Origin of the sequence: Roseiarcus fermentans (genome assembly GCF_003315135.1) — a bacterium.
Lineage (GTDB): Bacteria > Pseudomonadota > Alphaproteobacteria > Rhizobiales > Beijerinckiaceae > Roseiarcus > Roseiarcus fermentans.
The window spans coordinates 15,955-39,819 of record NZ_QNRK01000025.1 but is presented as its reverse complement, the minus strand read 5'-3'; the positions used below and the strand labels follow the sequence as shown (position 1 = coordinate 39,819).

23 protein-coding genes are annotated in these 23,865 nt (G+C 69.9%); 10 read left to right on the top strand and 13 right to left on the bottom strand.

Annotation, left to right across the window (positions count from 1 at the left end):
* The first annotated feature begins 130 nt into the window (after window positions 1-130).
* Entirely contained in the window at window positions 131-934 is an 804-nt protein-coding gene (locus tag DFR50_RS20545; RefSeq protein ID WP_113891139.1) for a bestrophin-like domain, read from the top strand.
* Window positions 935-958: 24 nt separating this feature from the next.
* Here DFR50_RS20545 and DFR50_RS20540 read toward each other — a convergent pair whose 3' ends face one another.
* From DFR50_RS20540 to DFR50_RS20530, 3 genes are all read right to left on the bottom strand, one after another.
* Window positions 959-2,215: a cytochrome P450 gene (locus tag DFR50_RS20540; protein ID WP_113891138.1), complete on the bottom strand. Its 1,257-nt coding sequence runs from the start codon at window positions 2,213-2,215 to the stop codon at window positions 959-961.
* Between the two features lie 118 nt (window positions 2,216-2,333).
* Entirely contained in the window at window positions 2,334-3,146 is an 813-nt protein-coding gene (locus tag DFR50_RS33125; protein WP_113891137.1) for a group III truncated hemoglobin, read from the bottom strand.
* Between the two features lie 374 nt (window positions 3,147-3,520).
* A complete protein-coding gene (locus DFR50_RS20530; RefSeq protein ID WP_113891136.1) occupies window positions 3,521-4,369 on the bottom strand; it encodes an oxidoreductase in 849 nt (282 codons plus the stop codon).
* A 49-nt stretch (window positions 4,370-4,418) separates the two neighbouring features.
* Here DFR50_RS20530 and DFR50_RS20525 point away from each other — a divergent pair, with 49 nt between their 5' ends.
* Together DFR50_RS20525 and DFR50_RS20520 are read left to right on the top strand one after the other, a co-directional pair.
* Window positions 4,419-5,024, top strand: a complete 606-nt coding sequence (locus DFR50_RS20525) for a TetR/AcrR family transcriptional regulator (protein ID WP_113891135.1) — start codon at window positions 4,419-4,421, stop codon at window positions 5,022-5,024.
* 309 nt (window positions 5,025-5,333) lie between these two features.
* A complete protein-coding gene (locus DFR50_RS20520; protein ID WP_113891134.1) occupies window positions 5,334-5,738 on the top strand; it encodes a DUF4259 domain-containing protein in 405 nt (134 codons plus the stop codon).
* 168 nt (window positions 5,739-5,906) lie between these two features.
* Here the strand turns inward: DFR50_RS20520 and DFR50_RS20515 are convergent, their stop codons facing one another.
* From DFR50_RS20515 to DFR50_RS20500, 4 genes are all read right to left on the bottom strand, one after another.
* Complete coding sequence (locus DFR50_RS20515) at window positions 5,907-7,199, bottom strand: RsmB/NOP family class I SAM-dependent RNA methyltransferase (RefSeq protein ID WP_113891133.1); 1,293 nt, start codon at window positions 7,197-7,199, stop codon at window positions 5,907-5,909.
* Window positions 7,200-7,327: 128 nt separating this feature from the next.
* Complete coding sequence (locus DFR50_RS20510) at window positions 7,328-8,173, bottom strand: HD domain-containing protein (protein ID WP_113891132.1); 846 nt, start codon at window positions 8,171-8,173, stop codon at window positions 7,328-7,330.
* Window positions 8,170-9,390: an SGNH/GDSL hydrolase family protein gene (locus DFR50_RS20505; protein ID WP_113891131.1), complete on the bottom strand. Its 1,221-nt coding sequence runs from the start codon at window positions 9,388-9,390 to the stop codon at window positions 8,170-8,172. The genes DFR50_RS20510 and DFR50_RS20505 overlap by 4 nt, the downstream gene beginning before the upstream one ends.
* 30 nt (window positions 9,391-9,420) lie before the next feature.
* Window positions 9,421-10,086, bottom strand: coding sequence for a glutathione S-transferase (locus tag DFR50_RS20500; protein ID WP_113891130.1), 666 nt, complete (start codon window positions 10,084-10,086; stop codon window positions 9,421-9,423).
* A 264-nt stretch (window positions 10,087-10,350) separates the two neighbouring features.
* Here DFR50_RS20500 and DFR50_RS20495 point away from each other — a divergent pair, with 264 nt between their 5' ends.
* Entirely contained in the window at window positions 10,351-11,235 is an 885-nt protein-coding gene (locus DFR50_RS20495) for an alpha/beta hydrolase (protein WP_113891129.1), read from the top strand.
* 18 nt (window positions 11,236-11,253) lie between these two features.
* On the opposite strand, the gene DFR50_RS20490 is transcribed toward DFR50_RS20495, so the two are convergent.
* Window positions 11,254-11,628, bottom strand: a complete 375-nt coding sequence (locus DFR50_RS20490; protein ID WP_113891128.1) for a hypothetical protein — start codon at window positions 11,626-11,628, stop codon at window positions 11,254-11,256.
* Between the two features lie 220 nt (window positions 11,629-11,848).
* Complete coding sequence (locus tag DFR50_RS20485; RefSeq protein ID WP_113891127.1) at window positions 11,849-12,700, bottom strand: protein-L-isoaspartate O-methyltransferase family protein; 852 nt, start codon at window positions 12,698-12,700, stop codon at window positions 11,849-11,851.
* 126 nt (window positions 12,701-12,826) lie between these two features.
* On the opposite strand from DFR50_RS20485, the gene DFR50_RS20480 reads away from it, so the two are divergent.
* The 4 genes from DFR50_RS20480 to DFR50_RS20465 all read left to right on the top strand — a co-directional run bounded on the left by DFR50_RS20480 (window position 12,827) and on the right by DFR50_RS20465 (window position 16,116).
* Window positions 12,827-13,651, top strand: coding sequence for an alpha/beta fold hydrolase (locus tag DFR50_RS20480; protein ID WP_113891126.1), 825 nt, complete (start codon window positions 12,827-12,829; stop codon window positions 13,649-13,651).
* Window positions 13,652-13,805: 154 nt separating this feature from the next.
* Window positions 13,806-14,519, top strand: coding sequence for a pyridoxamine 5'-phosphate oxidase family protein (locus tag DFR50_RS20475; RefSeq protein ID WP_113891125.1), 714 nt, complete (start codon window positions 13,806-13,808; stop codon window positions 14,517-14,519).
* Window positions 14,520-14,596: 77 nt separating this feature from the next.
* Window positions 14,597-15,061, top strand: coding sequence for a GFA family protein (locus tag DFR50_RS20470; protein ID WP_113891124.1), 465 nt, complete (start codon window positions 14,597-14,599; stop codon window positions 15,059-15,061).
* 401 nt (window positions 15,062-15,462) lie between these two features.
* Entirely contained in the window at window positions 15,463-16,116 is a 654-nt protein-coding gene (locus tag DFR50_RS20465) for a helix-turn-helix domain-containing protein (protein ID WP_113891123.1), read from the top strand.
* A 368-nt stretch (window positions 16,117-16,484) separates the two neighbouring features.
* Here DFR50_RS20465 and DFR50_RS20460 read toward each other — a convergent pair whose 3' ends face one another.
* Together DFR50_RS20460 and DFR50_RS20455 are read right to left on the bottom strand one after the other, a co-directional pair.
* The gene (locus tag DFR50_RS20460; protein WP_113891122.1) at window positions 16,485-17,606 is read right to left on the bottom strand and encodes a baeRF11 domain-containing protein; all 1,122 of its coding nucleotides are present in this window, start codon (window positions 17,604-17,606) and stop codon (window positions 16,485-16,487) included.
* Window positions 17,607-17,681: 75 nt separating this feature from the next.
* Complete coding sequence (locus tag DFR50_RS20455; protein ID WP_147262827.1) at window positions 17,682-18,803, bottom strand: methyltransferase domain-containing protein; 1,122 nt, start codon at window positions 18,801-18,803, stop codon at window positions 17,682-17,684.
* Window positions 18,804-19,055: 252 nt separating this feature from the next.
* Here DFR50_RS20455 and DFR50_RS20450 point away from each other — a divergent pair, with 252 nt between their 5' ends.
* Window positions 19,056-19,580 (top strand): hypothetical protein, encoded by a 525-nt coding sequence (locus DFR50_RS20450; RefSeq protein WP_113891120.1) that lies wholly within the window; start codon window positions 19,056-19,058, stop codon window positions 19,578-19,580.
* A 145-nt stretch (window positions 19,581-19,725) separates the two neighbouring features.
* On the opposite strand, the gene DFR50_RS20445 is transcribed toward DFR50_RS20450, so the two are convergent.
* Both DFR50_RS20445 and DFR50_RS20440 read right to left on the bottom strand, forming a co-directional pair.
* The gene (locus tag DFR50_RS20445) at window positions 19,726-20,157 is read right to left on the bottom strand and encodes a DUF29 domain-containing protein (RefSeq protein ID WP_113891119.1); all 432 of its coding nucleotides are present in this window, start codon (window positions 20,155-20,157) and stop codon (window positions 19,726-19,728) included.
* 315 nt (window positions 20,158-20,472) lie between these two features.
* Window positions 20,473-22,845: a tetratricopeptide repeat protein gene (locus tag DFR50_RS20440; RefSeq protein WP_147262826.1), complete on the bottom strand. Its 2,373-nt coding sequence runs from the start codon at window positions 22,843-22,845 to the stop codon at window positions 20,473-20,475.
* Between the two features lie 316 nt (window positions 22,846-23,161).
* Here DFR50_RS20440 and DFR50_RS20435 point away from each other — a divergent pair, with 316 nt between their 5' ends.
* Window positions 23,162-23,341, top strand: coding sequence for a hypothetical protein (locus tag DFR50_RS20435; protein ID WP_113891117.1), 180 nt, complete (start codon window positions 23,162-23,164; stop codon window positions 23,339-23,341).
* Window positions 23,342-23,865 lie beyond the last annotated feature (524 nt).

Here is a 23,865-nt window from a genome sequence, read left to right as displayed (position 1 = left end):
GACGGGGCGGCCCGGTCTCCGGGGTTGGACGCCCGTCTCGGCCGCGTTTCTGCGTCGAGGCCGTGACAAATGCCGGCGCGGCGCGTTATCGATCGCTCTTGGGCGCGCCAACGAGAAGCGGGCGGAGCGAATGCCGGACCTTGGAACGACCGCCCTGCTCTTTCTCGGCCTTTGCGCCGCGGCCGCCGCCGGATATCTGGTCAAGACCCGCCTGCCGGAACGGCACCGCTCGCACGAGTCGCTCGAACTCGTTCAGCTCACCATCAATCTGTTGGTCACGTTCACCGCGATCGTGCTCGGCCTGCTGACCACCTCGGTCAAGGGCGGCTTCGACCGGTCGTACGACGGATTCAGCACGCTGTCCGGCAACCTCATTCAGATGGATGGCTGCCTGAGCGACTACGGGCCGGAAACGGCGCCGATGCGCGCGAGTCTTCGCCAATACGTCGCCGCCGTGATCGCCACCACGTGGCCCGACGAGAAGCCCCCCAACGGCGTTTCGAACCTGGATCTGCGTGGCGTTCCGATGGTCGGCGAGAGCGTGACGCTCGGCGCCATCCTCGACGAAGTGGGACATCGGTTGCGCGGGCTCGATCCGCCGGACGTCCGGCGCCAGCAGTTGCAGAGGCTTTGCGAGACCCAGTTCGGCGACCTGATCAAAAGCCGCTGGGCGGTCATCGAATCGGTGCGCCCGTCCTTTTCCGCGCCCTTCTACTGGGTGCTGGTGCTGTGGCTGATCATCCTGTTCGCCAGCATCGGCCTGACCGCCCCGGCCAACCCCGTGTCGGTGATCGTGATCGTCCTGTCCGCGGTCTCGATCACCGTCGCCGTGTTCGTGATCCTCGATCTCGATCTTCCGTTCGGCGGCCTGTTCGGCATTCCGAGCGAGCCCATGCGCCACACGCTCGCGGAACTCGACGCGGGCGGCCGGTGACGGCGCGCTTTCCGCCGGCCCGCCTCACGGCGCGACGGAAATGCGCGCCGGCAACTGCGCAAAACCGTGAATGAACGACGAAAAGACCCGTTTCGGCTCGCCCGCCACCTCGATCCTCCACCGGCGGTGAAGGATTTCCTCCCACAGGATCTTCAATTGCATTTCCGCGAGGCTCTTGCCGACGCAGCGGTGAATGCCGAATCCGAACGACAGGTGCTGGCGCGGTCGCGGCCGGTCGACGAGGAAGCGATCCGGCTCGTCGATCGCCTCTTCGTCGCGGTTGCCGGAAATATACCACATGGCGATCTTGTCGCCCTTGCGCACCGCCCGGCCGCCGATCTCCGAATCCTCGAGCGCGGTGCGGCGCATATACGCGATCGGGGTCTGGTAGCGGATGATTTCCGGAACGAGGGAATCGACCAGCTCGGGCTTCGCCCTGAGCTTTGCGAACTCGTCCGGGTTCTCGCTCAGGAACAGGACGCCGCCGCTCATGGAGTTGCGCGTCGTGTCGTTGCCGCCGACGATCAGCAGCAGGACGTTGCCGAGATATTCGCGGGCGCTCATGGTCCGGGTCGCCTGCCCGTGCGCGAGCATGGAGATGAGGTCGGGACGCGGCGCCGCGTTGACCCTTTCCTTCCACAGGGCCATGAAAGCCGCGAGGCAGTCACGGAAGATCGCTTCGCGCTGCTCCTCGCTCTCGACGAGGCCGCCCGGAACGGGAATCGCGGTCCCGACGTCCGACCAATAGCTCAGCTTCCGTCGCTCCTCGAACGGGAAGTCGAACAGCGTCGCCAGCATCTGCGCGGTCAGTTCCACCGAGACTCTGTCGACCCAGTCGAACGGCTCGTCGAGCGGCAGGCCGTCCAGCGTGTCTCGGATGCGGCTGCGGATCAGGTCGTGAAAATTGTCGAGATTGTCCGGCGCGACGATCGGCTGGACGACCTTGCGCTGGGCTTCGTGCTTCGGCGGGTCCATGGCGATGAACATCGGCAGCTCGATTTCGGCCGGGCGGTCGCGCAGGGTGATGCCGCCGAGCGACGAGCTCGACGAGAAGGTCCTGTGCCGCACCTCGACGTCGACGATGTCCTTGTGCTTGGTCACTGACCAGAACGGCCCGACCGGGCTCTGAGGGCAATAATGCACCGGCGCGTCGCGGCGGAGGCGGCGAAAATACGGACCCCAGACGTCCTGCTGGTAGAGCGCGGGATCGCTGACGTCGATCCGGTCGAGCGGCAGCGCCTCGGCGAGGCGCTCGTGAGCGGCGAGACCGGGCCGATCCATGGCGGCTCTCCCTGCGGCGCACGCGGTGACCGCGAACGCCGCCAGGGCCGCATGATGACATTGGGACCGTGGCGGCGCTGTGGCGACCGTCACGCGCCGCGCATCGGCCCGACCGCGCCTACTGGCCCCGGATCGCGACCGGCGTCAGCCCCGCCTGGAAGCACACGCTCATGTGCTCGACCTTGAGGATCGCGGCGCGCGCCGCTTCGGGCGGCAGGACCTCGGCGGCGGTTGCGCGAAAGATCTCGAGCCAGCGGTCGAAATGCTCGGGTTTCAGCTTCAAAGGGAGGTGAACGGTGAAGGGAAAGCCGCGATAGCGGGTCGTGTCGAGCAGCGTGCGCGACCAGAAGTCTTGCACGATCTCGGTGTGCCGCTCCCAGTCGGCGATCGCGCCGGAAAACACCGGGCCGATCAGCCGGTCCTTGCGCGCCGTGGCGTAGAACGCCCGCACCAGGCGGTCGAGCGCCTCTTCGCTCACGGTCGCGCCGTCCGCGCCCGCGACGGCCGGAAAGGCGTCGACGGCGAGATCGGGCGCGAGCGCGGCGATTGCGGCCGGCGCGCGCGCCGAGCGGTCCTCGGTGTTGCGCGGCGGGTTGAGCGCGTGGACGAGGTCGCGGACGATGTGGGCGCGCTGGCGCGCATGAGCCCGCTCCAGCCACAGCCGGCCGACCGCTCCCGGCAGCGGCGGCAGGTCGGCCGCCGCGGCGTCGAGCGCCGCCGCCACGTCCTCGCCCTCGCCGATCACGACGGGAAAGTCGCGGCCGTCGACCGCGAGCGTCAGCGCGAACACGCCCGGCGCATGGGGCGGGGCGGCGCGGCTGAAGGCGAAGCCGCCGAGCGTCGGGGCGGGATCGCCCGCCGCCGGATAGAGCGGCCCGCGCGCATGATGATGCGGGCGCCCTGGGGATGGGGCGGATTCTGTCAGGTTCACGACAAGTCTCCCAGTTGCAAGGCCTTGGCTCCCGCCTCGGCGCTGACCACAGCATTTTCCGGGCCAATCGAGCGCGTGCTTCAGATCCGCCCGGCGTCGCGCAACGGGCCGATTCGCTCGGTCTCGTCGAACAGCGCAGCGATGCGACCGAGAGTCGTCTGCCCCCTGGCGATGGCGACGACCCCGACGATGCTGAAAACGAGCAGCGGGTCGTCCGCCGAGGCGAGAACGCGAGGACCGGTCGCGACCAGCCGCCGCCAGGCGGCATGATAGCCAAAACCGACCCATCATGCCGAGTCTTCCGGCAATCCAAATCGGTCTGTGCGGCATTCGTCGCTGCCGCCGGGCGCGCGGACAGGCCAAACGGCTGACGCTCAATCAGGCTCGAAGCTGGTCGAGCGCGAGAGCGCATCCCAGGCGTCGAGTTCAATCTTCATGGTCTCGAGCTTCTGTTCGACCAGCCCCAGCGCGTCAGCGCCCAGGAACAGCCGGACTGGCGGATCCTCAGCCTCCACCAGCGCGAGCAGGGCCTGCGCGGCCTTCGCCGGGTCGCCGGGCTGTTTGCCGCTCTTGGCCTGCCTGGCGGCGCGGATCGGGTCCATGACTGCGTCATAGTCGGCAATGGCGCGCGGCGTACGCTGCATGGACCGGCCGGCCCAATCGGTGCGGAACTGGCCCGGAGCGAGCGCCGTCACCCGTATCCCGAAACCCGCGAGTTCCTTGCCAAGCGCTTCCGAGATGCCTTCCAGCGCGAACTTGCTGCCGCAGTAGAAGGCGATCCCCGGCATGGTGATGAAGCCGCCCATCGAGGTGACGTTGACGATATGGCCGCGACGCCGTTCGCGCATCCCGGGCAGCACCGCCTTCATCATCGCGACCGGACCGAACACGTTGGCCGCGAACTGACGCTGGAGATCATCCATGGAGGATTCCTCCAGCACGCCCTCATGGCCGTACCCGGCGTTGTTCACCAGCACGTCGATTGCGCCTGCCTGGCGCTCGGCATCCGCCACAGCCGCCGGGACGGCGTCGAAATCGGTCACGTCGAGCGCCAGCGGGTGGGCGCGGCCAGGAGCGAGCGCGGCAAAGGCTTCGACGTCAGCATCCTTGCGCACCGTGCCGATAACCCGATGGCCGGCGTGCAGCGCGCCTTCGGCGAACGCACGGCCCAAGCCGGAGCTGACACCGGTGATGAGAAAAGTCTTGGAAGCGGCGATTGACATGGCTAACTCCAAATTGGCAATAGGCTTATATCATGATATAGATAACGGCATGGCGAATCGCAAGATCGAGCCTTCTTCCCCCGGCGTCCGAGGCGAGCCGCTTCGTCAGCAGGTGATCGACGCGGCCGAACGGCTGCTTCGCGACGGCAAAGCCGATTTCTCGATGCGGGACCTCGCCGCCGAGGCCGGCGTCAGCTTTGCGACCCCCTTCAACCAGTTCGGGAGCAAGGCGGCGATCATGCAGACGCTCTCCACCCGTCGGATCGATACGATGGAGATCCGCTTTGCCGCCGCGCCGCCGCTGACGGACACGGTCGAGCGTGTCCTGCTGGCGATCGATACGGCGGCTGCCGTGATGCTGGAGGAGCCGGAGGTCAACCGCGCTGTGATGGGCTGGCTCGGCGCCGCAACTTCTTCGCCCGGACAGGTCTGGAGGCGTTCGATGGCGCTCTGGACGCTTGCGCTGGGGGCGGGTGACGGGCTGATTGCGGCCCGGCGAGACCGGGCGCTCCGTTGCTTGCCGGGACAACTCGCCTTCGCCTTTCGTGGGGTGCTGTCGTTCTGGACAGCGGGCGAACTGCCCGACGATGCGCTTGCGCCGAATGCGCGAGAACTCGCCAGCACCTTGTTGCTTGGCTTCGCCGAACGGCAGTGATCAGGGGGTCTCGGCTCGCAGCGCCCGGATCACGAACGGCCATTCTCGCAAGGCTCCAACCTCGGCAAGGTGATGTGAACATGACCGCCGCCTGGATGTTTGAAACCGAGGACAATGCCTTATAGCCGCCTGCGTGTCTCCACCCGCCCAATTGCGGGTCGTCCCATTCGAGGCCCGCGGCCTCGTCGCCGCCTCCGAGACTCATCGCCGCCTGTCCCGATTCACCATAGTCTGGCGGGGATCGGCCGATAGGCGCCGGACCTGCGGCGCCACGACGAGCGCAACGCCGGAACCTGAGGGAGACTGTCGATGGGGGCGTGGGGAACCGGAATCTTCGACAACGACACGGCCGCGGACTTTGCCGGAGCCGTCGCCGAAAGCGGCGGCGTGCCCGCGCTGGAGGCGGCTCTGGACCGCGCGCTCGCGGCCGGCGACGTGTATCTCGAAGCCCCGCAGGCGGAAGAAGCCCTCGCCGCGGCGGAGATCGTGGCGCGAACGAGCCAGCCCTCTGCTGGGCCGGACCCCTACACCGCCTCGGTCGACGCCTGGATCGCCGCCAACCATCCGCAGGTCGGCGCCGCGCTCCGGGACAAGGCCAGGCGGGCCATCGCTCGCGTCCTTACCGAGCCGTCCGAGTTGCTGGAGGTCTGGATGGAGTCGGGCCAGTACGAGGCGTGGGCGCACGCCGTGCGCGACGTGTCGAGCCGGCCGTAGCGGCGACCCCCTTCCGGCCGCGGGACGGCTGCTTGTCCGCCCGAGGAGAAAGGCTTGGTCGGCGACCGCGTCGCGGGGAGAGGGCGGCGGCCGGAGGCCGCCCGGCGCGGGTGAGCGAACGTCCCGGGCGTGGGACCGGTCCCGGGCGGCGAGACGCCGCCCCTCCCATCACATCCTGACGAGGGTCGCGACGTAAAAGCCGTCCGTGCCGGTCGTCAGCGGGCTCATCCGGACGCCGGGGCCGAACGGCGAGACGCGCTCGGCGAGCGCGGGAAGGCCGGCCGCGCGCGCCTGCGTCGCCGCGTCCACCGGCAGAAAGTCGTCGTGGCGGGCGAGGAAGTCGGCGACGCGATCCTCGTTCTCGGCCCGCAGCACCGAGCAGGTGACGTAGACGATCCGCCCGCCCTTCTTGACGAAGCGGGTCGCTTTCTCGAGAATTTCGTCCTGATCCTTGATGCGTTGCTCGAGCGCTCCCGGCCGCATCCGCCACTTTGCGTCGGGGTTGCGCCGCCACGCCCCCGAGCCGGTGCAGGGCGCGTCGATCATCACCAGGTCCATGCGGCCTTCGAGGTCGGCGAGCACGTCGGCCCGCCCGCGCGGCGCCCTGACCTGGACGGTGCGCGCGCCGGAGCGGTCGAGGCGATCGAAGATCGGCGTCAGCCGCCGCCCGTCGCTATCGGTGGCGTAGATCTGGCCGTGGTTGCCCATCATCGCGGCCAGCGCCAGCGTCTTGCCGCCGGCGCCGGCGCACAGGTCGAGGACCTGCAGGCCGGGCTTCGCCTCGCTCATCAGCGCGGCCAGTTGCGAGCCCTCGTCCTGCACCTCGACCAGTCCCTTGACGTAGGCGGGCTCGGCGGCGAGCGCCGGCCCCCGCCCGTCCGGCCGGATCGCGATCCGCAGCCCCACCGGAGAGAACGGGGTCGGCTGCGGGTCGAGGTGGGCGAGCGCGGCGAGCGCCTTGTCGCGTGTGGTCTTCAGGAGGTTGGCGCGCAGATCGACCGGCGCGCGCTCGGCGAGCGCCCTGCCCTCGTCGGCTGCGCGCGCGCCGAAGGCGGCCTCGAACTGCGGCGCCAGCCACTCCGGATAGTCGCCCGCGACGTGCGCCGGCGCGCCGTCGAGGCTGGCGGCGGCGAGCCGGTCGCGCTCGCCCTCCGTCAGCGGCTCCGGCGCGTGGCCCTCGCCGGTGAACAGCGCCGCGATCGCCTCGGGCGCGAGCCCGCGGGTATGCCGCAGCGCCCCGAGCATCTCCGCACGAGGCGTGGAGTCGCCCATCAGCCACGCGCTCGACGCCTTTCGCCGCAGCGCGTCGTAGACGAGGGCGGAAATCGCCGCCCGGTCGCCCGACCCGGCGAAGCGATGGGTCAGGCCCCAGTCCTTCACGGAATCGGCGGCGGGGCGGCGGCGGGTTTCGATGTCGGCCAGGATTTCGATGGCGGCGGAGACGCGTGCGGCTGGAGTCATGCGTCCTCATGCCGCAAACCGCGGGCGAAGGAAAGTTTCGCCCCGTCGCCGCGCGCTGTCGCCGCGCTCGCCGAGCGCGGTACACGGCCAGCAACCGCGTCTTTACGGCGCGCGCTCGGCGACCGGCGCTACAATTGCGGGCCGCACTGGCGCAGTTCGTGCTCGGCGCGAAATACGTTGGCGTAGAGGCCGCTGATCCACTGCCGTCCGCTCGACGTCAGGTTCAGGTAGCGGATGGCGTCCTGGATATAGGGGGAGACCGTCCGCCAGTAGAAGCTCGGATATTTGTCGATCAGGTCGGCGGGGGAATCGTAGCCGAGCTGCTTGTTCATGCCGATCTCCTCGAATTCGGCATAGAGGGCGTTGGCCTTGCGCAGATAATGCGGATCGCCGAGCTGGCCGATCAGATCCGCCGCGCGCAACAAATTCGCCTCCTCGCTGACATGAGGGTCCTCGGGCGCGGTCGAATACGGGAACCGCGTGTGCTCGATCGCGTCGGCGACCCGCCGCCCGTCGATTTCCGCGACGCTCGACAGGCGGTCGAGCACGAACAGAATCGACCGTTCCACGTGGTGGGGCGCGAGCGCGGCGTCGGAGGCGCCGCGCGGCAGGACGATCGTGTTCCCGGCCGCGTCGACGACGAATTCGTCCGCCCCGTCCCCGCGGACGATGCCGCGGACATAGCCGATATCGTGACAGAGGCAGGCGACGATGAAGTGGCAGTAGTCGGACGGCGTCGAGGGCTCGAGGAGCGCGCGCCCCTTGAACAGCTCGTGGCCCGCGAGCGTCACCAGCATGGTGTGCTCGACGTTGTGGTAGAGGGCGTCGCTGTTGCCGATGCACTCGAGCGCGAGCTGGGCCCCGAACGGGACGACCTCGGCGAGGCGCGCGTGCGACACGCCGAAGCGATCCTTCATGTCGGCGGCGAGAAAAGTCCCCAGCGCGTCGGCGGCGAGCTTCGGCAACGTGATCATGACGCGCGCTCCGTCGCCGACCCCAGCCTTGCCATCGCCGCCTCCCGGGAACGCCTCCGCCCAAGCCCGCGACGATATCGCAAACGCGGCGCCGGCGCACGCGGTTCCACGGCGGAGCCGATCACGTAGCGGCGCCAGCGGCCGGACACGGCGACCCCGGCGGCCCGCACGGCTTCGCGCAGGCGCGCCAGGGGCCCGGTCTCGCGCCACAGCACGATTCCGAACAGCGCCAGGTCCTGCCCGTCGAAGGGCGGCCGAGGCTCCCACGGCATCGGCGAACGATCGCAGGCGAGGCGCATCAACGCCCCCTCGTCGTCGGGCATCGCGATTTCGACGGAGCCGCGCGCAGGCCGGGACAGGCGCGGAACCTGCATCGAAATCACCTCGGGCAGAATGGCAAGCGCCGACTCGCACGCGTTCTTGCGCCGCGACTCGCCGCCGACCGCGATCCGATACCAGCCCGACGACCGCCGCGCGCGGAACAGGACGCCGACCAGCCGGCCATCGGCGGGAAAGACGGCGGCCGACGGACGGCGCATCTCGACCACAGGGCCGGACAACACCGCCGTCGCGCAGGTCGAGGCGAAGGCGCGGCCGGACGGCCGCGCGCGCGTCGCGTCGACGAACGCCAACGCTCGCCCCGGCGGTGGACCGGGCGGCGCGGCGCCCTTGCGCAGGCCGAGGGCGAGTCGCCGCGCCAGCGCTTCCGCGACCGTGCGCGAGGCGTCCGGCGTCAGATGGTGCAGGTCCAGGTAGTCGCCGTCGCCGATCTCGCGTTCCATCGCGTCGCGCTGGAACAAGGGCGCCGGCAGAGCGAAGGCGCGCGCGACGTCGCAATAGATCGCCGTGACGCGCCGGCTGACGGCGCGTCCGCGCAGGTCCCTCGGTTCGAGGCACAGGAACTGGAGCGCGATTCCGGCGCGCACGCAAAGGCCGGCGACATCCGTCAGGGTGTCGCGCACGAGACGGATCGAGACGACGCGGCCGTGCGCGAGCACGATGTCGTTGAGCGCATATTCGAACACGACCACGTCGGGCAGGCGGCCGCCCTCGCTTTCCAGCCGGTCGAGGCGGAACAGCCCGAACAGCGAGCCGACCGCGCCGAGGAAGCCGTTCGTCATCCGAGCGCCGAGGTCCCGCTCGGCGAGGATGACGAAGTGATGCGCCCAGCCGTCCCAGATTCCGGCGTTCGATCCGCCGATCAGGTGAATGTGCATCCGCCCAACCGCCCGAACCCCCGTTCGCGGTCAGGCGGCGTAGGCGTAGGGCCCGCCACGCACCAGCGCCCTGCGGTAGGCCGGACGGGCGTGGATGCGCTCGACGAAGGCCTCGATCTTGCGCCGGCCCTCGAAGGCGCCGGCCCGCGCGCCGCCGGCTTCCAGCGGAAAGCTCATCATCACGTCGGCCGAGGAAAACTCCTCGCCCGCGAACCACGGCCGGGTGGCGAGCTCGGCCTCGACGAAGTCGAACATGGTTTTCAGATTCGGCGCGGCGTAGGTCAGGCGCGCGGCCTCCGCAGCCGACTTCGCCGCCTCCTGCAGCGCCTCGGGCGCGCGGCCCGGGATGATCGTCAGCATGAGGTCGAGGAGAAGCTGCGGCATCAGCGACCCTTCGGCGAAGTGGCTCCAATAGGTCCAGCGCAGGCGGTCGGGCGTGCCGGCTTCGGGGCGCAGCTTTCCGCCCGACGCCTCCACCAGATAATCGACGATCGCGCCGGTCTCGGCGATGGTCACGCCGTCGTCGACCACAACCGGCGACTTGCCGAGCGGATGAACCGCCTTCAGCGACGGCGGCGCGAGCCGGGTGACCGGATCGCGCTCGTAATACTTGATCTCGTAAGGCAGCTCGAGCTCCTCGAGCAGCCAGAGCACGCGCTGCGAGCGGGAATGGTTGAGATGATGGACGGTGATCATGAGCGCTTGCCTCCCGATCCGGCGATTCCAGATTCTGCCAACGTAAGCGCGCCGGCCCTGCGGCGCCAGCGCCGGCGGTCGCCGCCGCCGGGGGACCCTCGCCGGCCATGGCGCGGGAGCCCGAAGGGCGACGCGGCGATCCGGCCGCCGCCGGCGCGAACGGCGAGGAGCGGCGACGGGCGAAGGGCGCCCTCCCCGACATTGCGACCCGCCCCGCCCGCTCTATACTGGCGCGGGGAGGCCGGAACGAAGGCTGCGACGCGGATGGCCGAGGACGAGATCGACGCGATCCGGGCGCTGCTGGCGTCGAAGCCTCGCCCGGTCGGCTGGGCCGCCCGGCGCGCGCGCCTCGACGAGGTCGGCTCGGTCTGGCCGGTCGCCCCGGACGTGACGCTGGAAACCGTCGACGCCGGAGGCCGGCCCGGCGAGGTCTTGCTCGCCCCCGAAAGCGACCCGACCAAAATTCTGCTGTTCTTCCACGGCGGCGGCTATTGCTCCGGCTCGATCCTCAGCCATCGCCGGATGGTGACCGAGGCGGGCCGCGCCTGCGGCCTGCGCACGCTCGCGCTCGACTACCGGCTGGCGCCGGAGCACCCCTTTCCCGCCGCGCTCGACGATGCGCGCGCCGCCTGGCGCCGTCTTCGCGAGAGCGGCGTCGAGGCCGGCCGGATCGTCGTCGGCGGCGACAGCGCCGGCGCCGGCCTCGCGCTCGCCCTGATGCAGCGCCTGCGCGAGGAGGGCGAAGCGCAGCCGGCCTGCGCCTGGCTGGTTTCCCCGTGGACGGATCTGACGATGTCGGGCGCGACGCTGACCAGCAAGGACGCCGACGATCCGCTGATCCACAAGACGTATCTCGAAGCCCTGGCGTCGGCTTACGTCCCCGACGACATGGACCGCGCGAACCCGAGCCTTTCGCCGCTGTTCGCGGACCTGAGCGGGTTTCCGCCCATGCTGATCCAGGTCGGCTCCGAGGAGACGCTGCTGTCCGACGCTGCGCGCCTCGCCGAAGCCGCAGGCGGCGCCCGGGTCGCGGCGACCCTGGAGGTCTGGCCGCGCATGATCCATGCCTGGCCGCTGTGGAACGCGCGGCTCAATGCCGGGCGCCGCGCGCTCGCGCATCTGGGCGCGTTCGCGCGGTCAGCCCTGTGATCGCCGCCGACCGGCCGGTCAGGCGAAAACCGTCTCCCTCTCGACCTCGTATGCGTGCGCCCTCGCGCTCGCGAGCGCCTCGCACGCCTCGGCGACGAGCTCCTTGATCTTCGGCAGGGCGTCGAGCGCCCGCTCCTCGGCCCGGTCCAGTCCGTCGTCGAAGTCGGACGGCAACGGCCTCATGTGGCTCATCAACTGGCCGACGTGCCACAGCCAGTCGCGCGCGCTGCGCACCGGCGCGACCAGTTCGTCCATTCGGTCGCTCATGACGTCGTCGAGCCCGCCGCTCGCCTCCATGGCGTAGGCGAGTCCGGTCACGAACTCGCACAGCGTGCAGGCGGCGCCATAGCGCGCATTGGAAATCTGCGCATTGGAAAACTGATGATCGAACATTGCTGCGTCCTCCCTGTTCGCCGCCGAAATTCGGAAGCGAACATCGCTGGGCGCGCGCCCGATTGTTTTTGGGACTTGGACGGCGGCCCATGAAAGGAACTGCGAGGGATGGGTGACAACATGCCCGACGCTCGCCGCGCCTTTCACAGCGACTATGCTAGAAGAGCGCGCCTTAACGCCGCAATGCGGCTTATTGTCGCTCAAGGTGTTCTATAACGATTTATCCAGACGTCTGGGACATCTTCGGCGCGAGCGCCCAGCCGTCGCCCGCGAGCCACGCCTCGCTCGCCGGCGCCGGTCCGAACCTGAGCCAGCGCACCCCCTCCGCCCCGCCGCGCCGGAACGCCGCGTCGAGCCTGCGGCCGGCGGCGGGATCCTGCGCGCCCTCGCAGGCGATGAACACGACGCCGCCGAAAAGCCGCGCCGGCCAGGCGTCGCCGCCGTCCCTCGGCCGCGTGATCATGAGCATGGCGCCCGACGACCCCGCCGCCTGCAGCGGGAACAGGAGGCGGCCGCCGGGCGCGAGCGCGTCGAGCCAGGCGCGCACCGGATGGGTCGCGGCGGCGTTGACGATGATCGCCTCGGCCTTCGGCAAGTCCTCGGCCACGCCCGATCCGGCGCGCACCTCGACCTGCGGAAACCCCGCGAGATTGGCGCGCGCCTTGTCCGCGAGGTCGGCCTCGATCTCGTAGGCGACGACCTTGCCGGACGGGCCGACGAGGCGGGCGAGGATGGCGGTGTAATAGCCGGCGCCGGCGCCGACCTGCACGACGGTCTCGCCCTCCTTGACGGCGAGGGCCGCGAGACCGCGGGCGTGCAGCGACGGCTGGCCGTTGTTGATGCCGCGCCGCGCGTCGATCGCCACCAGCACGTCGTCGTAGAGCGCGGCGATGTCGCGGTCGCCGCCGGAGAGGCCGAACAGGCCGCCCGACACGCGCCACGGCGGCGGGCCGACGAAGTCCTCGCGCGGGACGGCCGCGAAAGCGCTCTCGAGACGCGGGTCTCGAACCCCGGCGAGCCGCAGGATCCGGGCGGCGTAGGCCTTGCGCAACGTTTCCGACCGGCTCTGCATCCGCCTCCCCGACAAGGCCCCCCGAGGGGACGGCGCCATGCTCCCGCCGTCTCGAGACCCCAGGCTCCGCAGGCGCCCGCCGGTCCGGCGGGCGCCTGCGCAACCATATACCAGCACGAGGACAACATGCCGACGATCACGACGCGCGAGGGCGTGGAGATTTTCTACAAGGACTGGGGAAGCGGCCGGCCGATCGTGTTCAGCCACGGCTGGCCCCTGTCCGCGGACGACTGGGATCCGCAGATGCTGTTCTTCCTCGCCCACGGCTTTCGCGTCATCGCCCACGACCGGCGCGGTCACGGACGCTCGTCGCAGGTCGCCGACGGGCACGACATGGATCATTACGCCGCCGACCTCGCCGCGCTGACGGAAACGCTCGATCTCCGGGACGCAATCCACGTCGGTCATTCGACCGGCGGCGGCGAGGTCGTCCGCTACGTCGCGCGTCACGGCGCGGGCCGGGTCGCGGCGGCGGCGATCATCGCGGCGGTGCCTCCCCTCATGGTGCGCACGGAGGCCAATCCCGGCGGGCTGCCGAAAGACGTGTTCGACGGCTTGCAGACGCAGGTCGCGACCAACCGCCCCCAGTTCTATTACGACCTGCCCGCCGGTCCCTTCTACGGCTTCAACCGCCCCGGCGCGACGCCGCAGCAGGGCCTGATCTGGAACTGGTGGCGCCAGGGCATGATGGGCGGCGCCAAGGCGCATTTCGACGGGGTCGTCGCCTTTTCGCAAACCGATTTCACCGGGGACCTCGAGGCGATCGCCGTCCCCGTCCTGGTCCAGCACGGCGACGACGACCAGATCGTGCCCTATGCCGATTCCGGCCCGCTGTCGGCGAAGCTTCTGAAGCGAGGAACGCTGAAGACTTATCCCGGCTTCCCGCACGGCATGATCACCACGCACGCGGACACGATCAACGCCGACCTGCTGGCCTTCATCAAGGGCTGAAGGCGTCGCTCGCGCAGCCCCGCGGCGGCGGGACCGCCGCCCCGCGGGCCGTTCGGGGACGCGGCGCGGCCGGCCGCCGGGCGATCCGGCGTTGCGCCGACCGCCCGGCCGAGGCAGGCTGGCGCGCCAGGCCGCAGCCCTCAACGGAGACCCGATGTCCGACGCGCCCGCCTACCCCGTCACCTCGGTCAATCGCGTCAGGCGGCTGCACGAGCGCGGGTCCTACGACCACGCGACCGTCCATGCGATCCTCGACGCCGCAGCGCTCTGCCACATCGCCTATGTCGTCGACGGCCAGCCGTATTGCACGCCGACTCTGTTCTGGCGCGAGGGGGAACGGCTCTACTGGCACGGGTCGAGCGCGAGCCGGATGCTGAGCGGCCAGTCCGGGGGCGAGCCGGTGTGCCTCACCGTCAGCCATCTCGACAGCCTCGTGCTCGCGCGCTCCGGCTTCAACCATTCGGTCGACTATCGTTCGGCGATGGCGTTCGGCCGGGCCCGCATCGTCGACGACGAGCACGAGAAGGCGCGCGCGCTCGCCGCCATGATCGACCGCTTCTACCCCGGGCGCTGGGCCACCTTGCGGCCGGCGACGCAGCAGGAGATCAAGGCCACGCGGGTGATCGGCATGACGATCGAGCAGGCGTCGGCGAAAGTCCGCGCCAAGGGAATCGGCGACGACGAGGCGGACGTCGCCTTGCCGATCTGGGCCGAACGCATCCCGATTCGCACGGTCGTCGGCGCGCCGGAACCCTGCCCGCGCCTCGCGGCCGGCGTCGAACGGCCGGAAACGCTGGCCGGCTACCGCGAGGGGCGCAGGCTCGACGACGCGCTGACGCAAGCCCATGCGACGACGTTTCCGGGCTGACGGCGCGCACGGCGGCGGCTTGTGGTAAAGTCTCCGCCGTCGGTCGGACGACTGAAGAACGCCAGGGTTTCGCGCGAATGACCATGCTCGAGGGCGGCTGCGCCTGCGGCCATGTTCGCTATCGGCTCGCCGCCAAGCCGATGTTCGTCCATTGCTGTCATTGCCGCGAATGCCAGCGGCAGACCGGCAGCGCCTTCGTCGTCAATGGGCTGATCGAGTCGGATCGCGTCGACAGGCTCGCGGGCGAGACGGAGGCGGTCCCGGTCCCGGGGGAGAGCGGAACGCCGCAGATCATCCACCGCTGCCGGCTCTGCAAGGTCGCCCTCTGGAGCCATTACGGCGGGCGGCGGCGGCTGAGCTTCGTTCGCGTCGGGACGCTCGACGAACCCGCGGCGCTGCCCCCGGACGTGCACATCTACACCCGCTCGAGACTGCCCTGGGTCGCCCTGCCCGCGAGCGTCCCCGCGTTCGAGGCCTATTACAATTCGAAGGATCTCTGGCCCGCCGAGAGTCTGGAGCGGCGCAAAGCGATCTTCGGCTGACCGGCGGGCCGTCCTTCGCGGTCTCCGGCTCGCCCTCTCCGGGCGGCTGCCGAGATCCCCGCGACGGGTCGGTCATCGGTCGGCCGCTCGCCATCCGGCCCGATCGGAAGCGGGACTCCGACACCCGGCGCCGCTTCCTCTCGCGGGCCGAGCGGGCGCTCGAATCCCGCCTTCCCGTCATAACACGTCCGCGCCAGACGCGGCGATCGCCGGCCGTTCACCATAACTCTCTGGCGAGAAAGCAGGAACCCGCGCGCCCGAGCGGCGCGCGCCGACGGACGTGACGACGCTGCGACGATTTAGCATCTAGTCAAAGGGCTGAGAATGCTGCATTGCAACATAACCAGAGCGTCCCCATTTCAGGGGCGCCGGCCGGGCGGGAACCCGTAAGGCGGCCAACAATGTCAATATCGATTACGCCCCCAAGGAATCGGTCTGGCCTAGTTTCGCTCGGGACGAAATATTCCCGCCTGCTCGCGGTGATCGAGAAATCGGCGCGCGCCGCCGAAAGCGGGGCCAGAACGACGTCGCCCGATGTCCTCGATCTGCAACGCCGAGCGATCGCGTCGCTTCAGGAATCGGCCGAAATCGCGGTCAGCCTCGCGGAGCGGCTGGGCGACACGTGTCCCCGCGACATCACCTGCCTGCACCTGGGCGACTGGAACCGCTGCAACTCGTGCTTCGACGAGCAGGCCGGCCGGTTTTTCGAGCAGGCCGGCAAATACCTCGCCGCGATCACGACCGCGACCGATCCCACGCCGATCATCAACACGAAAGGCAGGACCGTGCAAAAGTCCTGCGACGCCTTCCCCGAGCGCGCCGCCTCGTTCACCGAGGCCCAGCAGCGGGTGTTCGATCTTCTGGTCACGGGCCTGCCGAACAAGCTGATCGCCTACGAGATCGGGGTTTCCGAGGCGACCATCAAGGCTCACGTCAGCGCGGTGCTCCGAAAGCTCAGGGTGCGCAGCCGGGCGCAGGCGATCGCTCTCTCGTCCGCGTTCGAGCGCACGCGAAACGGAGAGGCGAGTTCCTCCTCCTTGTCGGAACTCGACTAGCCGGTCACGACGACCGCGCCGCGCCCAGCCGGTCGCGCGCGCGCCCTCGTTCACAGCCGCCGCTCCGGCGCGGCCTGCGGCCCCGGCGGGACCGAACAGCGGCATGCCGCTGTAGACCCACTCGTCTTCGCCGGCGGGCGCGAGATAGGTCTCGCGCCAGACTCGCCCTTCCGCGACGCGCCGGTTGAAGCCGACCCGCGCGGCCCATGCGCCTTGTCGCGGGCCCGCGCGTAGCGTCGAGATGATCGAAGCTTCCCCAGGACTGGACGAGCGTCGAAACGATGAAATCTGCGTCGCGCCGCGCCGTCACCCGGCTGTCGAGTACGGCGGCGGTCAGAACCTCGGCCGCCGTTCCGATCGCCGCTCCATCAGAACGCGTAGCGCAGGATCGCGGCCAGCGCCGCCCCGTCGGGAATGTCGGCGCGGCGGGCGGCGACGACCCGGGCGCCGGTCGCCCATGCGCGTCGGGCGATCTCGTCGGTGACGTCGTGGTTCACCGCATCCGCCTTGTCGTCGAACGTGACCGCGCCGGTCTCCTCGTCGACGAAGCCGGGGACGTCCTCGTCCATGTCGATGAGCAGCGTGTCGATCGCGCCGAAGGTCGCAGCCCTGGCCGCCTGGGCGATGTCGGCGGTCGTACGTCCCTGCCCTTTGCGCGTCTCGTACAGGTCACGCAGCGACGCGACTTCCGCGGCGTAGAGCCTGTCGAGGAGAGGCCGGGCCGCGGCGGCGAGTTCGTGGTTGGGCGTCTCGTCGGCGCTGAGCGAAATCGTCTCGGCGACGAGATGCGGATAGCTGCAGACCGAGCGGAAGATCGAGGCCATCGGCTCGCTGGCGACCACGATCAGCGGCCGCTCCTGGCCCGCGAGCGTGGGCCGGAGCGCGGCGTCGACCGCACGGGCGTAGCGGGTGTAGAGGACGGTCTGGTCCGATCGGGCGCCGTCCTGATGCTCCGCCTGGCTGAGCGCATGGCTGCGCCGTCCAGCCGCGTCCGCCGCGCCCTTCGGCAGGCCGGGAACCGAGACCTCGTCCACCGGACCGTCGGGCAGAACCTCGACCAGCCGCGCCGAGCCGATGCTGATCGGCAGCAGGAAGGCGTGATGGGAGAAGGTCACCGCGCGGATGAGTTGGGCGAGCAGGAACCGGTCCGACACCTCGACCGCGTTCGAAAGCCGGTTGGCGAGGCGGAACGCGCGCAGGAAGCCCGGCGCCGCAAACACCGCGAGGCTGTGGGCCTGCTTCGCCCAGAACTCGTCGTCGCCGATCAGGTCCTCGACCCGGTCGCGGATCCCCTCGACGTCGCGCTTGGCGACGCCCGCCGCCTCGACCTGGGCGACGGCGGCTTTCAGCAGGTTCCTGAGCTCGATCCGGTCGCCTTGCGCGTCCTGCGTGACCGGCGTCGTGCGCAGATAGAGCGTCACCGCCGGGTTGCCGCGAAAGCCGATCAGCTTGGCGATTTCGGCCCGGGTGGGAAGGTCGATGTACAGCAAGGCGCGGTCTCCAGATTGCCGGCGCCTCTCTAACATGAAACAACGGCCGCGCGACAACCTCAGGCGCGCGGGGCGTCAGCCCGGCGCGCCGCGTTTCGGACGCGGAACCTGATTGACCTTTTTCTTGGCCGAGGCCTTCGGCGCGGGCTTGGCGGCGACTTTCTCCATGGCGACTTTCTCCATCAGGAAAGTGGTCGATATCGCGCCGTCGGCGGCGCCGAGCGCATTGTCCGACTCCGCCTCGAGGGGCTTCACGCCATGCCGCCACGCGAGATCGAAGATCGCCTTCTGCGGCAGGACGTGCGTCTCCGTCCCGGGGTCCCGCCCGTCGTCGAGCCAACTCTTCAGGTCGAAGGCATAGCCAGCGCGATAGGTTGGAATCTGGAAGAACGCCAGGCCGGGCGCTCGCAAGCCGGCGAACGCGTGGTCGAGTATCTCGGCGATCATCGGCGGGGGGTCGTGCTGCAGGACGCCTTGCGAATAGAAGACGTCCGCTGCGGCAAGAGGACCCAGATCCGCCGCCGACCGCACATGCACGAATTCGACGTTCCCGATTCCTTCGGCCTCGGCTTTCTTGCGCGCCAAATCGAGAAGCGGCGCGGACACGTCCAGCGCGACGACGCGCTGAAATCGCCGCGCCAGCCAGATGGTGCTGCGCCCCACCCCGCACCCCAGTTCGACGCAGGTCGCAGCGCCGTCGGTCGAGACGCCGTTGCGCGCCAGCCAGGCGTCGAAGCGCTGCATGTCCGCAAGACCCGTGGCGTAGAAAGCGTCCAGATTCTTGCCCCCGGTCATTTCGCCCGATTTCCATCGCGGGTTGGGGACGAGGGAATAATACGGCTCCTCGGCTCCCAGCTTCGACCAGACGCTCTCCACGCGATCCCAGAGTCGTCTGCCGTCATCCGGTGTGACGGCGAGTTCGATCGGCAGTGGCTTGGCCGAATCGAGCGGGCGCCAATTGATCTTGGCTGCGAACTTCTTCAGGAATTCCGCGGACTGCACGAAGGATCGAGCCACCTCGGCGGGCGGCGCCCCGTTTTCGACCCTCGCTGCGTTAGACGCGAGTCCCTTCTCGTCCGGACCTCGGCCGAGGATCCCCGTGTATAAGGCCGTAACGAACTGCGTCGCGTCGATCATGAAGAAACCTTTCAGGGCGAACCTAGTCCAGAAGACGGCGCGCACACAATCCCCCGCCATTCGCGACGTCACGGGCGGCGGCGGGAGCGATTTCCGCACTGCGCGCCGGACCGGGACGCGCGCGGCGTCGGTGTAGAAGCGGCCGTCGACTGCGCGGAACTCGCTCGAGCCTGGCGCGCCGCCGAAACCGCCGGCCACGGAATTGCCGCGGTTGTGGTTCGACCTCCGAATCCGGCGGTTTCCATTGACGGCGACCCAGCCTTGTGGCCTTTGCCTCTCGGCCTCGCAAGCGGCCCAGGAGGGGCAAGACCGATGAAGACCGAGATCGCCGTCGCAATTGGGCTGTTCGTCTCGATGCTGGGCGCGCCGGCCCGGGCCCAGCCGGCGGACTACAGCCGCGGCTACTATGACTGTCTCGCGGGGCGCTACGACCCGGACGCCGAGAGCCACGCCTACCGGCAAGGCTGTCGCGCCGCCCAGCGCGAACAGGAGCGCGGACCGGGCGGCCCGCCTCCCCCGGGACCGGGATGGGGTCCGAACGGCGAAAGGCCGGGCGACGGCGGCGGCGGCCCCGGATGGGGACAGAACGGCGGCGGGTGGAACGGCGGCGGGAGGCCTCCCGTCGCGGGAGGCGTCCCCAACGTCCGCGGCCTGCAGCCCGGGCAGGTGATGGGGGCGATGGCGGGGGCCGGATTCCGCAACGTCGGCACCGAAGTGTCCGGCCCGGCGATCTACGGCTTCTACTTCAACCCCGCCACCGGCCAATGCATTCAGGTCGCCAACATGAACGGCCGCGCGATCGGCGCGACGCCGACCGCCAATCCGCGCTGCCGCTGAACGGCCGACGTTGGCAGGGACGGCGTCTCGCCGTCCCGGGCGCGCGACGCGCGCCCTCCCGAGGCCCGGCCTATTCCGAGAGAGTGGACCGCGCCACCGTCGTTTCCGCAGCCCCCGGCGAGCGCGGCGGCGCGACAGGCGGGGCCTACTCCGGCCAGAACGCGTCGTCGACCGCCTGCTCCAACCGAAAGGGTATGGCCCTGGGAAAGGCCGTATCCGGCATGCCCGTTTCCCGCGCAGCGCCGACGACCGCAAGCTCGTAGGCCTCGGCGTACGCCTCGTCGAGCCTCGACTTGAGGCTCGGATTGTCCTTCAAGTGGCTACGCAGGCGAATGCGCTGCTCGCGTATCGTCGAGTTCCAGCTTGGACTGCGGAAGCCCGGCTGAAACTGCCACTTCAGCAGGTGCAGCAACAGGACCGCCAGCCGGTTGACGAGTTCCCGCTTCTCTCCCCGCCCCATGCTCTCGATCTCCTCGGCGATGTTGTCGATGTCCGCCGCATCGAAGCGGCGGGCGCGCAGCAGTTCGGCCTGCTCCATCGCCCATGCGTAAAAATCGCTTTCGTAGACGTTGGACATTTGAGCGCCCGGTGAGGTTTGGCGACGATTATGGACCTTGAGCGCACGTCGGACAAACGCGGCGCGGCGCGAGCATGCGGCTCCCCTTCCCCAGCTTTGGCTGGGGAAGGGGACGCGCAGCGCCGGATGGGGTGTGGAAAGCAGGACTACGGCTGTGAAAACAAGACGGCGACGGTCGTGCAATCCGTCCAGCGTCGAAGCCGCGGCCTACACCCCATCCGTCGCCTACGGCGACACCTTCTCCGCTTCGCGTCGCTTCGCGGAGAAGGTGGGGCGCGATGCATCGGACGCTCACCGCCACTGGCGACGACGACGCTACCCCGGCGCCTCGCCCTGGCCCGTCGCCCCTCCGTCGAGCCCATACCGCGCCCGCACCGCCGCCGCCTCCTCGCCGCGGCCGAGGGCGTCGAGAGCGGCGGCGACGGCGCGGGCCGAGTCTTTCGTCCATGTGTGATCGGCGCGGAGGGCCTTGTCGTGCGCCGCGAGCGCCGCCTCGGCGAGCGCCAGCGCCTCCGCGGGCGCCCCGTCGGCGAGGCGCAGCCGGGCGAGATTGGCGCGGGTCAAGGCAGTGCTCGGATGGCCCGGGCGGAGCGCTGTCTCCCGGATCGCCAGCGCCCGCTCGAACAGCGGCCGCGCGCCGGCGCGGTCGCCCTGGGACTGAAGCAGCTCGGCGAGGCTGTTGAGGCTCGCCGCAGTGTCGGGATGGTCGGGGCCGAGCGCCTTCTCAAGGATCGCCAGCGCCCGCTCCAGCAGCGGCCGCGCGCCGGCGAGGTCGCCCTGGTCCCGAAGCAGGATGCCGAGGTTGTTGAGACTCCTCCCAGTGATCGGGTGGTCGGGGCCGAACGCCTTCTCCAGGATCGCCAGCCCCCGCTCGAAAAGCGGCCGCGCGCCGGCTAGGTCGCCTTGGTCTCGAAGCAGCACAGCGAGGTTGTTGAGGCTCCTACCCGTGGTCGGGTGGTCGTGGCCGAGCGCCTTCTCCAAGATCGCCAGCGCCCGCTCGAGAAGCCGCCGCGCGCCGGCTAGGTCGCCTTGGTGCCGAAGCAATTCGGCAAGGTTGTTCAGGCCCACCGCGGTGTCCGGATGGCCAAGGCCGAGCGCCGTCTCCCAGATCGTCAGCGCCCGCTCGAAAAGCAGCCGCGCGCCGGCGAGGTCGCCCTGCGCCTGAAGCAGGAGAGCGAGGTTATTGAGGCTCGCTGCGGTCGCGGGATGGTCAGGGCCGAGCGCCTTCTCTCTGATCGTCAGCGCCCGCTCGAAAAGCGGCCGCGCCTCGGAATAGGCGGAAAGCGCTCCCTGTCTGTAGCTTGCGAGCCAATCAAGCACGGAGGCCGTTGCCGCCTCCGCGCCGTCCGGCGTCTCGTCCGCTTGCGCCAGATCGACCATGATCGCGTCGAGCCTTCGCGTGCGCGGCCAAGCAGCGGCGTCGCTGTCGACTCCGACCGGATACACGCCCGCCATCGCCTCAATCAGCGCCCGCCTCGTCGCCGACGCGTCGCCCTGCCCGCGCCGCGCCGCAGCCAGCCGCACCAGCTGGTGCAACCGGATCGCATCCGTCGCGATCGACGGATCGCGTTCGTCAGGAATCGTCTCCCGATCGACGAGGGCGAAGGCGCGCAGCGCCGCGACCGCCTCGTCGAGACCGTCGTCGGCGAGCAGCGACGCCAGCGGCTCGCCGAGCTTCTCGCGCCCCTCGGCGAACAGGAACAGCGGGATCGGCTCCGGCGCCAGCAGCGCGGCGAAGACGATTAGCGGCTCGGCGGCGGGATGCAGCTTCGCCGCCTCGTCGATGGCGAGGGCAAAGGTTTTCGCGACCGTCAGGCCGTCGTGATACTCGGCCGGCGCGTGCTTCGCGTCGTCCAGAAACCGTGCCGGCGCGGAGACGAAGCGACGACGGTACTCGGCAAACGGTATTTCGAGCCGCTCGCAATAGGCCGCCGCCTGCTCGTGCGCGAGCGGCAGGCCGCCGAGCGTCTCGGACAGCGCCTCCGCGTCGGCGCGCTCGGCGCCGCGTCCCGTGCGGGCGACGAGATAGTCGGCCCCGACCTCCTTCGGCCAGACCTTGATTTCGACCGGCGCGGCGATCCTGCGCCAGTCGTGCGCGTTGGACGTGACGATCACGCGGGCCGCGCCGGCACGCGGCAGGAATGGCGCGAGACTCTTGGCGTCGACGGCGTTGTCGTAGACGATGAGCAGCCCCTCGCCCTCGTCGCGCAGCTTGTCGAGCACGCGCGCGAGTGCCTCCTCCTCCTTCGCGTCGGCTGAAACCCAGCCGAGCCGAACGCCGAGCGCGACGATGTCGGCGCGCATCGTCTCCGGCGTCTGCGCCCGCACCCACCACGTCGCCCGATACTCCGCGCGCCGACGCGCCACATAGGCCGCCGCCAGCACGGTCTTGCCGACGCCGCGCAGCCCGAAGAGCGCCGTAATCGCCGCCCGCCCGCCGCTTGCCCTCAACGCCGCGTCGATCGCCGCGATGGCAGGCTCGCGGCCGAGGAAATGGCGTGGGACGGTGATGGGGATGTTGGAGACGCAGGTGGGCTTGGCCGGGGTAGCCTCCGGCGCATCCTCTGTGGGCGGGACGTCAACCTGCTCCCCGCGCATACGCTGGACGGCGGCCAAGGCCTCGCGCAGCTGCAGGCGGCAATTGAAATGCTTGCTCGGGTCCGGGCCGAGAAGCACGCGCTCGATCATAATGAGATCGCGAGGCGGATGCCTGTCGCGCCGCCAGTTGTTCACCTACCGCTCGCTGACCCCACACGCGTCGGCGAACGCTTTGTATCCCCATTTGTCGCCGCGCCGGCCGTGGCCCGGGCCGCGCACGCCCTGAATGAGCAGCCATTCGAGCAGCGCTCCGAAGCTCAGGTCCGGCGGCGGGTCGAGATCGTCATGCAGCGACGTCGGAACGCGCCCCCGCGCCCACTTCCGGAAATTTCCATCGAGCGGCGGACCGCTTCCGCCAGTGCCGTATTCTCTGCGCGCCGGGACAACCTAAAAACGGTGCTCGGCCATGTTGAATACGCTCTCGCAAAACTCCGTCGCCCTCCTCTACCTCCTGCAGGCGGCGACCTACGCCGCGGCGGCGCTCTTCGCCCGCCGCGAGGACCACGTCGCGCTCACGCAGTGCTACCTCGCCAGCGCCCTGCTCCACGGTCTGTTCGGCGCCTGCCACGCCATGCATCTGGGATGACGCCGCAGCCGCCGGAGCCGGCCCGCAGGCGCGGGCCGGCTCCGGCCCCGAACGGGTCCAAGGCGGGGTGATCCGATTCACACGGAACACTGTCCTAACGACAGGCGGCGAGACGGGCCGCCTCGAGGCTCAGAGCGAATGGGCGTCCTCGCGCGCCCACGGCCGAATCAACCAGTTTTCCCTTGACGAACTCCGGCGCCATGTTCTATCTTTGTTCTCGACGAGGCGACGCTCCCGCTGCGCCTTGGGCAACCGCTGTTTGACACCGGAATGGCCCTTCCGCCCTGGGCGACGGCGTCTTCCCATGAGAGCGCGAAATCGACGACGGGCGGGTTGGTCGCCTGCGCACGGCGCGGGCGTCGGGCGAACGTCGATTTGATCATGGCGCGCCTCGGGCGCTGGTCGGCTGCCGAGGCGGGGCGCCCGGGCCGTGATCGCTATGACGGCGGAAGCGTCGCGGCCCCGGGATACACGAATCGGAACTCCACCCGCGCGCAACGTCCTGAAAAACCACAAAACGGAAT

Excerpts from the sequence above, each read along its gene's own strand:
- DFR50_RS20545 (WP_113891139.1), top strand. The coding sequence starts at position 131 with ATGCCGGACCTTGGAACGACCGCCCTGCTCTTTCTCGGCCTTTGCGCC.
- DFR50_RS20540 (WP_113891138.1), bottom strand. The coding sequence starts at position 2,215 with ATGGATCGGCCCGGTCTCGCCGCTCACGAGCGCCTCGCCGAGGCGCTG.
- DFR50_RS20530 (WP_113891136.1), bottom strand. The coding sequence starts at position 4,369 with ATGTCAATCGCCGCTTCCAAGACTTTTCTCATCACCGGTGTCAGCTCC.
- DFR50_RS20525 (WP_113891135.1), top strand. The coding sequence starts at position 4,419 with ATGGCGAATCGCAAGATCGAGCCTTCTTCCCCCGGCGTCCGAGGCGAG.
- DFR50_RS20520 (WP_113891134.1), top strand. The coding sequence starts at position 5,334 with ATGGGGGCGTGGGGAACCGGAATCTTCGACAACGACACGGCCGCGGAC.
- DFR50_RS20515 (WP_113891133.1), bottom strand. The coding sequence starts at position 7,199 with ATGACTCCAGCCGCACGCGTCTCCGCCGCCATCGAAATCCTGGCCGAC.
- DFR50_RS20510 (WP_113891132.1), bottom strand. The coding sequence starts at position 8,173 with ATGATCACGTTGCCGAAGCTCGCCGCCGACGCGCTGGGGACTTTTCTC.
- DFR50_RS20505 (WP_113891131.1), bottom strand. The coding sequence starts at position 9,390 with ATGCACATTCACCTGATCGGCGGATCGAACGCCGGAATCTGGGACGGC.
- DFR50_RS20500 (WP_113891130.1), bottom strand. The coding sequence starts at position 10,086 with ATGATCACCGTCCATCATCTCAACCATTCCCGCTCGCAGCGCGTGCTC.
- DFR50_RS20495 (WP_113891129.1), top strand. The coding sequence starts at position 10,351 with ATGGCCGAGGACGAGATCGACGCGATCCGGGCGCTGCTGGCGTCGAAG.
- DFR50_RS20490 (WP_113891128.1), bottom strand. The coding sequence starts at position 11,628 with ATGTTCGATCATCAGTTTTCCAATGCGCAGATTTCCAATGCGCGCTAT.
- DFR50_RS20485 (WP_113891127.1), bottom strand. The coding sequence starts at position 12,700 with ATGCAGAGCCGGTCGGAAACGTTGCGCAAGGCCTACGCCGCCCGGATC.
- DFR50_RS20480 (WP_113891126.1), top strand. The coding sequence starts at position 12,827 with ATGCCGACGATCACGACGCGCGAGGGCGTGGAGATTTTCTACAAGGAC.
- DFR50_RS20475 (WP_113891125.1), top strand. The coding sequence starts at position 13,806 with ATGTCCGACGCGCCCGCCTACCCCGTCACCTCGGTCAATCGCGTCAGG.
- DFR50_RS20470 (WP_113891124.1), top strand. The coding sequence starts at position 14,597 with ATGACCATGCTCGAGGGCGGCTGCGCCTGCGGCCATGTTCGCTATCGG.
- DFR50_RS20465 (WP_113891123.1), top strand. The coding sequence starts at position 15,463 with ATGTCAATATCGATTACGCCCCCAAGGAATCGGTCTGGCCTAGTTTCG.
- DFR50_RS20455 (WP_147262827.1), bottom strand. The coding sequence starts at position 18,803 with ATGGCGGGGGATTGTGTGCGCGCCGTCTTCTGGACTAGGTTCGCCCTG.
- DFR50_RS20450 (WP_113891120.1), top strand. The coding sequence starts at position 19,056 with ATGAAGACCGAGATCGCCGTCGCAATTGGGCTGTTCGTCTCGATGCTG.
- DFR50_RS20445 (WP_113891119.1), bottom strand. The coding sequence starts at position 20,157 with ATGTCCAACGTCTACGAAAGCGATTTTTACGCATGGGCGATGGAGCAG.
- DFR50_RS20440 (WP_147262826.1), bottom strand. The coding sequence starts at position 22,845 with ATGATCGAGCGCGTGCTTCTCGGCCCGGACCCGAGCAAGCATTTCAAT.
- DFR50_RS20435 (WP_113891117.1), top strand. The coding sequence starts at position 23,162 with ATGTTGAATACGCTCTCGCAAAACTCCGTCGCCCTCCTCTACCTCCTG.